Raw genomic sequence first — 12,117 nt, 5'->3', positions numbered from 1 at the left:
CGGAGCGGCGATTTCTTTGTCAAGGCGATGCGCAACAAGAACAACGGGCGGCGGGATCAGCTGCTCCGGGAGAAGGCGATCAACCCGTTTGTTCGGGGCCTGGCCCCCGAACTGCTGTGGTCGGCGGAGGACGCCGACTGGATCGTTCTCGGGTTCGAAAGGATCGAGGCACGGGACACGGACTTCGGGCGGGGCTCACCGGATGTGCCGGTGCTGGTTGAACTGGTGAACCGCATCGGGGAGTTGGAGCTGCCGGAGGTCGCCAGGGAGTGGCCGGAGACCCGTTGGGACTGGTGGGCGGACCGGGGGGCGCCGGAGCTGTTCCGGGGGGACACGTTCCTGCATGTGGATATCAACCCCGGCAACCTGCTGATCGGGGCCGACCGGAACTGGGTGGTCGACTGGTCCTGGCCAGGGTGCGGAGCGGCCTTTATCGATCCGGCGATGCTGGTCCTCCAGCTGATCGGCGGCCTGCACACACCCGCCGAGGCCGAATCCTGGGTCGCCGGCTGCCCGGCCTGGATGGCCGCCGACCCGAAGGCGATCGACGCCTTCGTCGTCGCCACCGCCCGCATGAACCGCCACCGAGCCCTGCGCCGCCCGGACGAGCCCTGGCTCGACGCCATGGCCGTCGCGGCCGAATCCTGGGCAACCCACCGGGAGTTGACCGTCTACCCCGACTGACCGCCGGCGGAGGCGCCAACGGCCGGGCCTGGCGCGGGCGGCGGCGCGTCCCTTCGGGCCGGCCACTCCGGCTACGCGGTCAACCCGGGCTCGAAGTAGTCACCGGCGCGGAACAGGCCCATAAGGGCGCCGGGACCATGTCGATCGTCCAGCCACGCACCCCTCGCGCCGACGCGTGATCGGCGTCAAGGGCGCTCGTCGCCATCGCGGGCGCCTCGGGCAGGTGTCCGAGGGCGTGTGTGCTCACGCGCGTGCGCCCGTGCGTCCCGTGCGCGCCGGTGGGAGGGCCGACCGGTCCACCGGTCCACGTTCCCGTCGCGGTCATCGGCCCCCGGTCGGGGACGGCTCGGGGCGGGGGCGGGGGGTGTTCATCAGGGCGGTGACAAGCAGCGCGCCGGTCAGGAGGATGGCCGCCGCCCAGGTGCCGGCGGTCACAAAGCCGTGCAGCATCGCCTCGTCGGCCAGCGCGGGATCGTGGCCAAGGGCCGCCAGACGGCTCGCGGTGGCGCTGGTGGCGATGGTGTTGAGCAGCGCGGTGCCCAGCGAACTGGCAACCTGCTGGGCCGTGTTGACGCTGGCCGAGGCGATGCCCGCATCGCGCGGATCGACGGCGTGGGTGGCGTGGTTGAAGGCCGGCGGCATGACAAGCCCGGCACCGAGGCCGAGCAGCAGCCCCGAGACCAACACGCCCTGGACATAGCCGGTGTCCGTCTCCATCGTGCGCAGCCACAGCATCCCGGCGGCGATCAGCGCCAGCCCCGGCACGATCATCGCGCGCGGCGCGACCCTGGGGATCAGCCGGGTGGCGAGCCCGCCGGCCGAGACCAGCACCGCGACCGTCATCGGGAGAAACGCCACGCCCGTCCTGATCGGCGAGTAACCCTTGACGACCTGCAGGTAGTACGTCATGAACAGAAACGCCCCGAACATGCCCAACATGGCCAGGCCGACGCTCAGATAGGCGCCGCCCCGGGTCCGGTTGGCGACCAGGCGCGGCGGCAGCATGGGGTGCCGCACCCGGCTCTCCACGACGGCGAACGCGAGCAGCAGCGCCACGCCCCCGGCCAGCAGGCCGATCACCTTCGCCGATCCCCAACCGTCGGATTCCGCCTGCCCCGTGCCATAGACGATCGCGACCAGTCCACTGGTGACCAGCAGCACACCCGGAACGTCGAACCGGGTGCGGCCCTTGCCGTTGCCCTCGCTCCGCGACTCGACCAGCAGCAGGGACCCGCCGACGGCCGCGATCAGGGCGACGGGGACGCTGACATAGAGGCACCAGCGCCAGTCCAGGTACTCGGTCAGCGCCCCGCCGGCCAGCAGCCCGACCGCGCCGCCCACGGCGGTGATCGCCCCCCAGATCCCGAACGCCTTCGCGCGCTCGCGGGGTTGGGTGAACGTGACCGTCAACAGCGACAGCGCGGAAGGGCCGAGCAGCGCGGCGAACCCGCCCTGCAGGGCGCGGGCGCCCAGCAACAGCTCGAAGTTGCCGGCCGCGCCGCCCAGCGCCGAGGCGGCGGCGAACCCGAGGAGCCCGATCAGAAAGGCCCGCCGCCGGCCCGTGTAGTCGGCGATCCGGCCACCGAGCAGCAGCAGGCTGCCGAACGCCAGCGTGTAGCCGGTGATGATCCACTGCCGGTCGCCGTCCGAGATCCCCAGATCCTGCTGGAGGGACGGCAGCGCGATGTTCACGACCGTGCCGTCGAGAACGATCATGAGTTGCGCCAGCCCGATGAAGACCAGCGCGGCCCAGCGCCGCGAACCGGCCTTCTGGGCCGGCGCGTTGGTGATTGCCATGGTGTTCTAAGTCCCCAACCTCGTGATGGTGCCCTCCCGGCCCGCACGGATCCCCGCCACGGCCGGATGTCCGCCCACCAGACGTCGACCACCCGGCCCGCGTAACAGGGCGGCGGGAGGTGTCACAAAAAGGTCGGCTGCGGCGTCTAGTGGACAGGGGGGACGACGACCGGGGCGGGAGAGGCGGGAGCCAGGCATGGGGCAGCGCGGCGAGGGACAGGCGACGACGGACGGGGTGGACCCTTCGGGGTCGGCGACGGAGATCTTCGTCGCCCAGCGGAACCTGCTGTTCACCGTCGCGTACGAACTGCTCGGCTCGGCCGCCGACGCGGAGGACGTGCTGCAGGAGACCTGGCTGCGCTGGGTGGGCGTCGACCTCGCGAAGGTGCGGGACCAACGCGCCTATCTGGTACGGATGGTGAGCCGGCAGGCGCTGGACCGGCTGCGGGTGCTCGGCCGGCGCCGGGAGTCCTATGTCGGGCCCTGGCTGCCCGAACCGCTGCTCACCGCGCCCGATGTGGCGGAGGACGTCGAGCTGGCGGAGAGTGTGTCCATGGCGATGCTGCTGGTGCTGGAGACGCTGGGGCCGACGGAACGCGCGGTGTTCGTGCTGCGCGAGGTGTTCGGCCTGGCCTATGACGAGATCGCGGACGCCGTCGAGAAAAGCCCGGCCGCGATACGTCAGATCGCCTATCGGGCGCGGGCCCATGTCGCCGCGCGCCGGCCGCGCGGCGTCGTCTCGCCCGCCGAGACCCGGGCCGCCCTCCTGGCCTTCCAACACGCCCTGGAAACGGGAGACTTGCAGGGCCTGCTGGACATCCTGGCGCCGGATGTCGTCGCCCTCAGCGACGGCGGCGGCGTCGCCCGCGCGCTACCACGGCCGGTGGTGGGCGCCGACAAGGTGGCCCGGCTGATGGCCGGCGGCTGGTGGCGGCGCGAGGGCGGCAGAACGACCGAGCTGGTGGAGATCAACGGCGGCCCCGCGCTGCTGGTCCGCGTCAACGGGGAGGTCGACGGCGTGGTCGCCGTTCGGGTGGAGAACGGGCTGGTCACCGGCGCCTACCATGTGCGGAACCCGGAGAAGCTGTCGCGGGTGGAGCGGGAGACGGCGATCCGCCGCTGAGGTGTGCGTATTTCGTGCATCCGTGCATCCGTGCGTCCCTCGCGCGCCGGCGCGGGGCAACGGGGTGGCTCCGTAGGGTGGTTGGCATGAGGCAGATATGCGCAGGTTGATGGCCCGGGTCTGGCGCGGGCTCGGGGGGTGGGCGCAGTGGCGGGTGTCGTGGCTGCTCAACGCGAAGTTCATGGTCGGCGTGACGGGCGTGGTGCGGGACGACGCGGGGCGGGTGCTGCTGCTGCGGCACCGGTTCTGGGCCGAGGGCCGCGACTGGGGCCTGCCGACGGGCTATGCCAAACGCGGCGAATCGTTCCCCGACACGGTGGTGCGGGAGGTGCGGGAGGAGACCGGGCTTGAGGTGAAGGTCCTCGAACTGGTCCGGCTCAACAGCGGCTATCGGCTGCGCGCCGAGGTCGCCTACGAGGCGAGACTGGTCGGCGGCACGCTCGCCCTTGACCCGACGGAAATCCTGGAAGCGGCCTGGTGCACCCCTGACGAGCTGCCCGCCGGGCTCCAGCCGTCCCACCGCCCGCTGATCCTGGGCCCGGACGCGTAACTAAGCGCCAGGCGCGGCTGGTTCGGCTGGTTCGGCTGGTTCGGCTGGTTCGGCGATGAGGGCGGTGGCCCTGGTGCGGAAGCCGAGGCCGGCATAGACCCGGGCGACGGTGCCGTCGCCGGCGGAGAGGAAGACCGTCTCGACGCCGCGCGCCCGGGCGTCGGCCACCAGCGTGGCCGTCACCGCCCGCGCCAGTCCGCGACGGCGCGCGGTCGGCAACGTTCCGACGCCGACGATCTCGCTGATGTCGCCCACCGGTTGGTGCTGTCCGGCGCAGAGCGCCCTGCCGTCCGCCACGGCTGCGGCGACGCGGGTCAGTCCGTCGCGCATACGTTCCGCCGCGTGCCGCGTCGACCCGTCGTGGGCCCGGGCGTGCGCCGCCGCGTCCAACTCGGGGAGGCCGGCGAGGCCGGTGCCCGGTTCCTGGAACGCGAGGTGGGGGACGGCCAACGCGCTCGGCAACACGGGATCGTCCGGGGCCACCGTTCGCACCACCGTGCCGTCCGTCCCGTCGGGGGTGGGCCCGGGCGGGGCCTCCGGGTCGAGCACCAGCAGGGGGTGCTCATGCACGGTGAGCCCGGCCGCCTCGACGGCGGCGCGCAGCGCGGGCGCGGTCTCGGCGATCCACTCGAAGCTCTCCGGTACGCCCAACTCCCGCTGCCGCGCCCGGACTCGGCGGACATCGTCGGCGGTGACCGTTCCGTCGACCCAACTCGGGTTCGGGCGGGCGTAGTAGGGCCAGCCCTGGCCCTCCCGGACGAACAGCCGCAGCGGGCCGAAGTCCTCAACTCGCGCAGCGGAGCGGGGGACCGCGTCGTAGTAGTGGTCGAGCCGGTCGAGCAGCTTCGCGGTGTCCGTGTGGGGAGTGGTCGGCATGGGGCGCATCCAAGCAGAGCGCGGCGAGCCGTTGCCACCGGGTTCTGCTCGGCTCTGCTTGGCGGCGGTCAGCGCAGCAGGCGTTCGATCAGGGTCCGCCAGGCGTTGTCGAGGGACGCGGCCGTCTGCGCGGCGACGGTCGTGCCCGGCGCGGGGTGTGACAGGAACAGCAGCAGGGGACCCTCCAGCGCGGCGGTGAGCTGCATCGCGAGCCCGTCGTGGTTCGGGATGGGGCCGGCGCGGAGCAGCAGCATCCGGATATGGAGCTGGGTCATCGAGGGATCGCCGGCCGGAATCGGCTTGCTGCGGTCGATCGCGGCCCGCGCGACGGCATGGTGGTCGATGAGGAACGCGATGCGCGCCCGGCCGTAGGCGATCAGGCGTTCCACCGGCTCGGCGCCGGGGCCCAGCGGGGGCGGGCCCGACAGCACATGCTGCTGGAACCGTTGCTCGTCGGCGTCGAGCAGCGCCCGGAAGATGCCGGCGCGGTTGCCGAAGCGGCGGAAGACGGTGCCCTTGCCGAGGCCGGCGCGCTCGGCGAGACCGTCCATCGTGACCTTCTCGGCGCCCTGCTCCGCCAGCATCTGGCGGGCGGTCCGCAGCAGGTGCTCACGGTTGCGCACCGCGTCGGCGCGCTCGCCACGCGGCTTGCCGAAGGGGACAACGGGGCCGGTCACAGGGCCAATCTACAGGGCGGAATACTAAACGGGGTAAAGTCCGTTTATGCTGTCGTCAGGCCGCGAAGGCAGTCGAGGCCCCTCTTGCCAGGGCATCGTTCCGCTGCCTTCGCCGTGCCCGGACACGCTCCTCTCATCCGATTTCCTCCCGCTCTCTCCCGAAGGATCACCACCATGAACCTGTTCCGTCTGGACGCCAGCATCCTGCCCGGCACCTCCACCAGCGCCGAGCTGGCCGACATAGCCGAGGCCGAGTGGACCGCCGCCAACCCCGGCGCCACGGTGACCCGACGCCACCTCGGTACCGACGCGCTGCCCGCCGACGCCTGGGCGCTCGCGACCACCGCGGCCTTCGCCCCCGAGGCGGACCACACGCCGGCCCAGCGCGAGGCGCTGGCGCTGGGCGCGACCCTGGCCGAGGAGGTCAAGAACGCCGACGCCGCGATCCTGGCCGTCCCGCTCTACAACTACGGCGTCTCGCAGCACTTCAAGACCTGGGTTGACCTCGTCATCGCGGGCGCGGGGCCCACCACGCCGCTGCTCAAGGACACCCCGACCGTGCTGACCACCACCCTCGGCGGCGGCTACGGCCCGGGCGCCCCGCGCGCGGGCTGGGACCACTCGACCCCGTATCTGGAGCGGGTCCTCGCGGACATCTGGGAGGCCGAGCTGACCGTGATCAAGCGGGAACTGACCCTCGCCGCGACCACCCCCGGTATGGAAAGCCTGCGCGACCTCGCCAAGGAACAGCACGACACGGCCCTCACCGCGGCCCGCGAAGCCGGCAAGACCCTCACCAAGCGCTGACCCCCCACCCCGGAGGGGACCACCACCCCGGGGGTCCCCTCCGACTCAGCGGCCGTAGGCCTGAAGAAGTGCCGAGATCAGCCTGGGAACCCCACTGTGCGGATTGGGCGGCGCGTGCCTCACCACCGCCACCTCACACTTGCCCGCGCGGACCATGGCATCCGCGTATTTCTCCGCTGCCGGCCGGCTTCGACGCACGCTTTCTCCAGGTTGGCGTGCTCGTCCACGTCGACGACGCACCAGACCGCGTCGAACGGGTCACCGCCTCTGACTTCGATATCGCGCAGTCTTCTGGCTTCCCGCACCACGCTCAATGGATCCCGGCCGACGCCGACAGGTCTGACGCTGACGACGCGGACCGCTTTGGCCCGCATCAGTGTGGCGAATCGTTCGAAGTACTGCGGTTCTGTGTTCACGCCCTCAGTCACGATGAGGATCTTGGTGTGCTCGGATCGTCTGTTCCTCGACTTGGAGATCTTCTGCGGGCCGCGCAGTTGTCGACGGCTCAAGCCGGTGTCTCCGTCCGGAGAGAGGCCAGCAGTTCTTCCCAGGCAAGGGATGGCACGGCCCCGTATCTTCCGCCCAGATATCGGCGCTCGACATTGTGGTCCTTTTTGACGGGGAAGTCGGTGAGGGGGAAGATCTCCGTCGCTCCCTCCGGAGACTTCTCCGCGAACCACATCTCCTCCCGGTCCAGCCCGTCACCGGCCAGGTGTCCCATCAGGGAGGTGTCATGCGAGGTGAAGACCAGCTGGGCCCCGAGTGGGTTCAGCTCCTCGGACTTGAAGATGGCGATGAGCGCGCCGGCGAGCCGCGGATGCAGGCTGGAGTCCAGCTCGTCCACGAGGAGTGTGCCCCCATGTCTGATCTCCCGCAGCGCGGGCAGCGCCAGCGAGAGCCAGGCGACGGTGCCGCTGCTTTCGTCGCTCAGCTCCAGGCTGTGCGGCGTCTCGGGCGAAGCTCCTCGGTGCCAGAAGTTGATGACCTTCCGCTGTTCCTCCAGAAGCGTGGACAAGAGCTTTTCTTCGCGTTCTTTGTCATTGTTTTCGCCGAGCGTGATCTTCGTCGCTCTGCGCAAGATCGACTGGGTCTGCTCGTCGACGTCGACTTCCTCCAAGGAGAGGCGATCGATACCCAGATCGGCGAAGCGCAGCAGGGCCTGGGCCTGCTGAAGCGCCTCCGCGTTCTCTATCCACCTCTTGACCGATCTGATACGGCTCTGTTGGTAGTACTCGGAGAAAGCAGCGTAGTGCACATTTCTGGTCAGATGGCGATGCACTTCACCGAGGTAGTCGTGGTTGGCCATCCTGGCCGTGGAGAGATAGAGGTTATGCGCACCCATCAGCCGGGCGATGCGCATGTTCTCACCCTTGAGACTTCTGCTGAAGGTCATCTGGTCGGGCCCGGGACCGTTCCGCTCGAAGAGCGCGCGTCGTCGACCCGCAGGGAATGAGTAAAGCCATTCGGAGGCGATTCCTGCCGCGCTGCTTTCGAAGCCGTATACGTGGCGCGTCTGCTCGATTGTGAAGTCGAATTCGTAGGCCGATGTTTCGGCGCCGGATTCGTCGTCGAGAAGAAACGGGGCATGTGGGAAGAGATCCCGATCGCTCCACTTGGCGGAGTCGCTGATGGCTGTCACGGCGAAGTGCATGGCGTCGAGGAGCGTGGTCTTCCCCGACGCGTTGGGGCCGAAGACGCCCACGACGCGGTTGGTCACCGAGGCCCAGCTGCCGCTCCGGGGGCGCACGCCTTCGAAACCCGACTTGGTGAGCACGAGTTCGGCGGTGTCACGGATGGACTTGTGGTTGGTGACACGGAACCTCAGAAGCATGGCCACCCCAGGGCTGGGTACAGTTTCATCCGGTGTCCGGACGATTTCCGCCCGGTTTGACTCTCAAACCGTACCTCCGGCGCAGCCGATCCGCTGGTCGAGTCGAGGGCTCAGCCGGCTCGGGTGGTTTTGAGGCGTTGGTGGAAGGTGGGGAGGTCGGGGAGGAACCAGGTCTGGTGGCCGGTGTCGCATTCGTGGACGAAGTCGCGTAGGGACGAACTGGCGGCGGTGTGGTGGGAGATGTCGCCGATGATGGCCAGCCCCAGGCGGTAGTTCACAAACTTCTGCACGATATCGCCGGCCAGGCGGGTGCGGAGTTGGAAGAACGCGTCGGCGAACCGTTCGGCGGGGATCACCGCCCAGCGCGCGCCCTGGTAGGTCGCGTTGCCGACGATGTCCATCACATCCGCCTCGGCCGCGATGGCCGGCCCCTCGGCCGGACAGACGGCGACCGGCACGCCGCCGATCGTCTCAAGTCGGAACGGGCTCTCGTCGGCACTGCTGGCGTCGGTCACACGACGGGAGGTTACCGGGGGCCGTGGCAAGCCCCGGGGCTGGGCGGCCCGTCACCGCTGTTGCCGGGAGAGGATATAGCCGGCCTGGAAGCGGCTGTCCGCGTCGAGTACCTGCATGATCTCCGCGATATGCCGACGACAGGTGCGGACGGAGAACCCCATCCGCCGGGCGATCACCTCGTCCTTGACGCCGGCCACCAGCATCTGCAGGATCGCGCGCTTGGCATCGTCGAACTCGTCCGCCCCGGGGAGCTGTTCGGCGAACGGGGTGGCCTGTTCCCAGAGTTGTTCGAACGCGTTGCACAGGGTGAGAACGATGGACGGCTCCCGGGTGAGCACGGCTTCGGTGCCGCTGTGTTGGGAGGGCAGCAGCGCGATCTCCCGGTCGAAGACCTGCATTCTGCTGAAGAGTTCGTCCAACGTTCGCACCTGCGCACCCGCTTGTTGGACCTCGGCCACATAGCTCTGGGTGGGCGCGTGGAATCGCACGGTGTGCTGGTAGAGGATCCGCAGTCGGACGCCGCGTTCGAGCAGCGCCAGGTCCCGGGACGACGCCTCCGAAAGGACCTCGGCCGGTCGGCCGCCGCCCGGCTGCACGGTAAGCACCTCCTGCCGGCACTCGGCGGCGAGATAGGCCAGCACCGAGCCCACCGTCTCCGCGTCCTCCAGGACATCGACGGCCTCCTCCGACCGCCGCCGCCTGCGCTGCTCGAAATAGAGCGGCATCAACGCGGCGAAGTCCGAGCGCAACCGGTCGGCCAGCCTTCTGAGCTGCTGGATCTCCGATTCGATCGGCGTGACCAGCTGGGCGGCCGCGGCCTCGGGGCTCACCGGAACCAGCTGGTCGCTCACATCGTCGACCGGCCGCACCAGACGCAGCGCGCGCAGGGTGTGGACGGAGTGCTCCGCCTGGCTCTCCGTCAGATCCAGCTTCGCGACGAGGGACTGTCGCGTGAAATAGCCGTGTTCGAGGGCGAATCGATAGGCGAGAGAGCTGATCCTGTCCAGTTCGGGTAATTCCGGGATCGGATGGCCCTCGGTGTCCATGACGCCCTTCCGCTTGCTGAGCCGGCGAGTCGACGCAGCCGGAGAGTGAGACGCAATGGTAACCGAGCCACCCGCCACGGCTGTTCGCGTTTGGAACAGCCTGCAAACGTGCGGAGCCGATCAGCCGCCGAAGGCCATCCGCATCGCGGCGCCGGGCGCGTTCGGCGGCAGGACCTCCAACTCCTCGAAGCTGGCGATCGACCGCCCGACGTGATCGGCCGCCGGCAGCTCGCCGACGAGGCAACTCGTCATCCCGGCCGCCCGCGCCGCCGCGATGCCGAGGTCGGTGTCCTCGAAGACCAGGCAGCGCGCCGGATCCACGTCCAACAGCGCGGCGGCCCGCAGATACCCCTCGGGCGACGGCTTCCCCCGGCCCACGTCCTCCGCCGTCACCAGCGCCGGCGGCTCAGGGATCCCCGCGGCGGCCATCCGGCCGAGCGCCACCGCCCGTTCGCCGTTGGTGACGATCCCCCAACGGTGGCCGGCCAACCCGTCGAGCACATCGAGGCCGCCGGCCGTCACCTCGATGCCCGTCACATCGCGGCACGACAGCTCGCGGATCCAGGCCAGTTCGCGCGCCACCCGCTCGGCCGGGACGTACTCGGCGATCAGATCGCCGTCCCGCCGGCCGTGCCAGGCCGTCAGGACGGACTCCTCGTCCAGACCCTGCCGGCGCGCCCAGCGGCGGGAGTGGTGTTCGATCACCGCCATGGACTGGACGAGCGTTCCGTTCAGGTCGAACAGCACGGCGTCCCCCGACCAGGGGGCCCAGTCGGGCGCCGACATGGGGGCCGACATCGGGGCCGACACGGCGCCCCCTCAGCCCAGGCGCGGCAACGTCGGAACGATCAGGCCGGCGCGAGCCGAATGCGGCCCGGCCGTCACAGCAGAGTGCATCCGTCCTCCGACTTTCGCCTCGGTGCCCGACCACCATCGAGAAGACCCGGGCTCCTTCGCCGCCCGCCCCACGATCCTGCGGGGCGAACGGCGAACGGTCCAGCGAACGGCTCTGTCCGATAGCTGCGTTGCATCAAACGGTCAACCACCCGCCCGGCGGCCCTCGCCCCCGGCGCGGGCGAGAATCGCCTCCACCGTCTGGGACTTGGCGTCGGCATAGTGCTGCGTATGTGCCCAGGTGCGACGGGCCAGGGTGCGCTTCGTCCGGGCGTAGAGGTCCCGTTCCTCGTCATGCGCGCGCAGCCGGTCGCGGAAGGTCAGCATCCGCTCCACCTCGGCGCAACCCTCCGGAAACACATGGAGATTGAAGCCGTCGAACCGGGGTGTCGGATCCTTCCTGCGCAGCACCCGATGCTGGAACCAGTCGGGCTCGCGGATCGCCAGCCGGTAGCCGAGCGCCGTCAACGCCGGCACATAGGCGTCCTCGTCGCCCGGATCCGGCACGGTCAGCAGCATGTCCACGATCGGCTTCGCCGGCAGCCCCGGCACCGAGGTCGAGCCCACATGCGCCAACTCATGCGGTAGCGCCGTCAGTTGTGCGCCGATGGCCGCCGCCTCGGCCGCGAAGGCCGTGGACCACCACGGGTTGGGCTCCATCAGCAGGATCGGGGCGTCGAGCGGCCGCACCTCCCCCACCGTGACGGCGGCCAGCTCCTCATCGCTCATCCGGGGCGGCCCCACCTCGGGCGTCTCGCCGACGGCGGGCCCCAACGCGGCCAGGATCTCGTCGACCACCCCGGACGGCGGACGGCCGGTGGTGTCGACAACGTCCAGGGCCTCCGTCAACCAGGGGAGCGCCCCTTCGTACCTGTCCAGATGCGCGAGCCGCCAGGCCCGGGCGCCGGCCCCCTCCACCTCGTCGGCGGTGATCCGTTCCGTCAACGTCGCCCGGTCGCTGTGCAGCAGAAACGGGCGCACCGGGATGCCGGCACCAGCGAATCCCGCGCTCAACTCGGCCCAGTACTCCTCGACCAGCACCGACTGCGGCACCACCAGCACCCCACCGAGATGGTCCAGCAACTCCCGCGCGGTCCCCACCACCAGGCGCCGCCAGGGCCGCCACTGCTGGAAGTCCGAGACGGTGGACGGATCCAGCACCCGCCCCAACATCGCGCCGACCTCCTCCGTGTCGAAGAGCAGAGCCTCCGGCAGCCGATCGACCAGGGCGCGGGCGGTGGTCGTCTTCCCCGCCCCGAACGTTCCGTTCAACCAGATGATCATCGACCGAGTCTAGGGACCGACCACCCGGTTGG

12 protein-coding genes and 2 pseudogenes are annotated in these 12,117 nt (G+C 70.2%); 4 read left to right on the top strand and 10 right to left on the bottom strand.

Annotated features, from left to right (window positions below):
• Positions 1-27 precede the first annotated feature (27 nt).
• A complete protein-coding gene (locus AOM46_RS09805) occupies positions 28-684 on the top strand; it encodes a protein kinase (protein WP_234313695.1) in 657 nt (218 codons plus the stop codon).
• Positions 685-1,005: 321 nt separating this feature from the next.
• Here the strand turns inward: AOM46_RS09805 and AOM46_RS09800 are convergent, their stop codons facing one another.
• Positions 1,006-2,481: an MFS transporter gene (locus tag AOM46_RS09800; protein ID WP_062208225.1), complete on the bottom strand. Its 1,476-nt coding sequence runs from the start codon at positions 2,479-2,481 to the stop codon at positions 1,006-1,008.
• A 196-nt stretch (positions 2,482-2,677) separates the two neighbouring features.
• Here AOM46_RS09800 and AOM46_RS09795 point away from each other — a divergent pair, with 196 nt between their 5' ends.
• Together AOM46_RS09795 and AOM46_RS09790 are read left to right on the top strand one after the other, a co-directional pair.
• Complete coding sequence (locus tag AOM46_RS09795; RefSeq protein ID WP_062208222.1) at positions 2,678-3,604, top strand: RNA polymerase sigma-70 factor; 927 nt, start codon at positions 2,678-2,680, stop codon at positions 3,602-3,604.
• Between the two features lie 97 nt (positions 3,605-3,701).
• On the top strand, positions 3,702-4,154 hold the full coding sequence (locus AOM46_RS09790; RefSeq protein WP_062208219.1) for an NUDIX domain-containing protein: 453 nt from the start codon (positions 3,702-3,704) through the stop codon (positions 4,152-4,154).
• Here AOM46_RS09790 and AOM46_RS09785 read toward each other — a convergent pair whose 3' ends face one another.
• Together AOM46_RS09785 and AOM46_RS09780 are read right to left on the bottom strand one after the other, a co-directional pair.
• Positions 4,155-5,030: a GNAT family N-acetyltransferase gene (locus AOM46_RS09785; protein WP_107080022.1), complete on the bottom strand. Its 876-nt coding sequence runs from the start codon at positions 5,028-5,030 to the stop codon at positions 4,155-4,157.
• Between the two features lie 68 nt (positions 5,031-5,098).
• Positions 5,099-5,716, bottom strand: a complete 618-nt coding sequence (locus tag AOM46_RS09780; RefSeq protein WP_107080021.1) for a TetR/AcrR family transcriptional regulator — start codon at positions 5,714-5,716, stop codon at positions 5,099-5,101.
• 165 nt (positions 5,717-5,881) lie between these two features.
• Here AOM46_RS09780 and AOM46_RS09775 point away from each other — a divergent pair, with 165 nt between their 5' ends.
• Complete coding sequence (locus tag AOM46_RS09775; RefSeq protein WP_062208211.1) at positions 5,882-6,514, top strand: FMN-dependent NADH-azoreductase; 633 nt, start codon at positions 5,882-5,884, stop codon at positions 6,512-6,514.
• Positions 6,515-6,633: 119 nt separating this feature from the next.
• Here AOM46_RS09775 and AOM46_RS31795 read toward each other — a convergent pair whose 3' ends face one another.
• The 7 genes and pseudogenes from AOM46_RS31795 to AOM46_RS31790 all read right to left on the bottom strand — a co-directional run.
• A complete protein-coding gene (locus tag AOM46_RS31795) occupies positions 6,634-7,023 on the bottom strand; it encodes an RloB family protein (protein WP_158920345.1) in 390 nt (129 codons plus the stop codon).
• On the bottom strand, positions 7,020-8,345 hold the full coding sequence (locus AOM46_RS09770) for an ATP/GTP-binding protein (RefSeq protein ID WP_062208209.1): 1,326 nt from the start codon (positions 8,343-8,345) through the stop codon (positions 7,020-7,022). Before AOM46_RS09770 ends, AOM46_RS31795 begins: the two co-directional genes overlap by 4 nt.
• 110 nt (positions 8,346-8,455) lie before the next feature.
• Positions 8,456-8,860 carry a DUF4180 domain-containing protein gene (locus AOM46_RS09765; protein ID WP_062208206.1) on the bottom strand — a complete coding sequence of 135 codons (405 nt, stop codon included), beginning with the start codon at positions 8,858-8,860 and terminating at the stop codon, positions 8,456-8,458.
• 51 nt (positions 8,861-8,911) lie between these two features.
• Positions 8,912-9,907 carry a LuxR C-terminal-related transcriptional regulator gene (locus tag AOM46_RS09760; protein ID WP_062208203.1) on the bottom strand — a complete coding sequence of 332 codons (996 nt, stop codon included), beginning with the start codon at positions 9,905-9,907 and terminating at the stop codon, positions 8,912-8,914.
• Positions 9,908-10,027: 120 nt separating this feature from the next.
• Entirely contained in the window at positions 10,028-10,717 is a 690-nt protein-coding gene (locus tag AOM46_RS09755) for an HAD-IA family hydrolase (RefSeq protein WP_158920341.1), read from the bottom strand.
• 228 nt (positions 10,718-10,945) lie between these two features.
• Positions 10,946-11,458: pseudogene (locus tag AOM46_RS09750) on the bottom strand (GrpB family protein); the annotation flags it as partial.
• A 120-nt stretch (positions 11,459-11,578) separates the two neighbouring features.
• Positions 11,579-12,085, bottom strand: a pseudogene (locus AOM46_RS31790) (AAA family ATPase); the annotation flags it as partial.
• Between the last annotated feature and the right edge of the window lie 32 nt (positions 12,086-12,117).

Origin of the sequence: Streptomyces sp. NBRC 109706, from assembly GCF_000974485.1 — a bacterium.
Taxonomy (GTDB): Bacteria; Actinomycetota; Actinomycetes; order Streptomycetales; family Streptomycetaceae; genus Streptomyces.
Note: the sequence above shows the minus strand (reverse complement) of the source record. Positions and strands in the feature narration are given on the sequence as shown.

Coding starts and splice junctions, on each gene's coding strand:
- AOM46_RS09775 (WP_062208211.1), top strand. CDS start 5,882: ATGAACCTGTTCCGTCTGGACGCCAGCATCCTGCCCGGCACCTCCACC.
- AOM46_RS09770 (WP_062208209.1), bottom strand. CDS start 8,345: ATGCTTCTGAGGTTCCGTGTCACCAACCACAAGTCCATCCGTGACACC.
- AOM46_RS09790 (WP_062208219.1), top strand. CDS start 3,702: ATGCGCAGGTTGATGGCCCGGGTCTGGCGCGGGCTCGGGGGGTGGGCG.
- AOM46_RS09760 (WP_062208203.1), bottom strand. CDS start 9,907: ATGGACACCGAGGGCCATCCGATCCCGGAATTACCCGAACTGGACAGG.
- AOM46_RS09805 (WP_234313695.1), top strand. CDS start 28: ATGCGCAACAAGAACAACGGGCGGCGGGATCAGCTGCTCCGGGAGAAG.
- AOM46_RS09795 (WP_062208222.1), top strand. CDS start 2,678: ATGGGGCAGCGCGGCGAGGGACAGGCGACGACGGACGGGGTGGACCCT.
- AOM46_RS09800 (WP_062208225.1), bottom strand. CDS start 2,481: ATGGCAATCACCAACGCGCCGGCCCAGAAGGCCGGTTCGCGGCGCTGG.
- AOM46_RS09785 (WP_107080022.1), bottom strand. CDS start 5,030: ATGCCGACCACTCCCCACACGGACACCGCGAAGCTGCTCGACCGGCTC.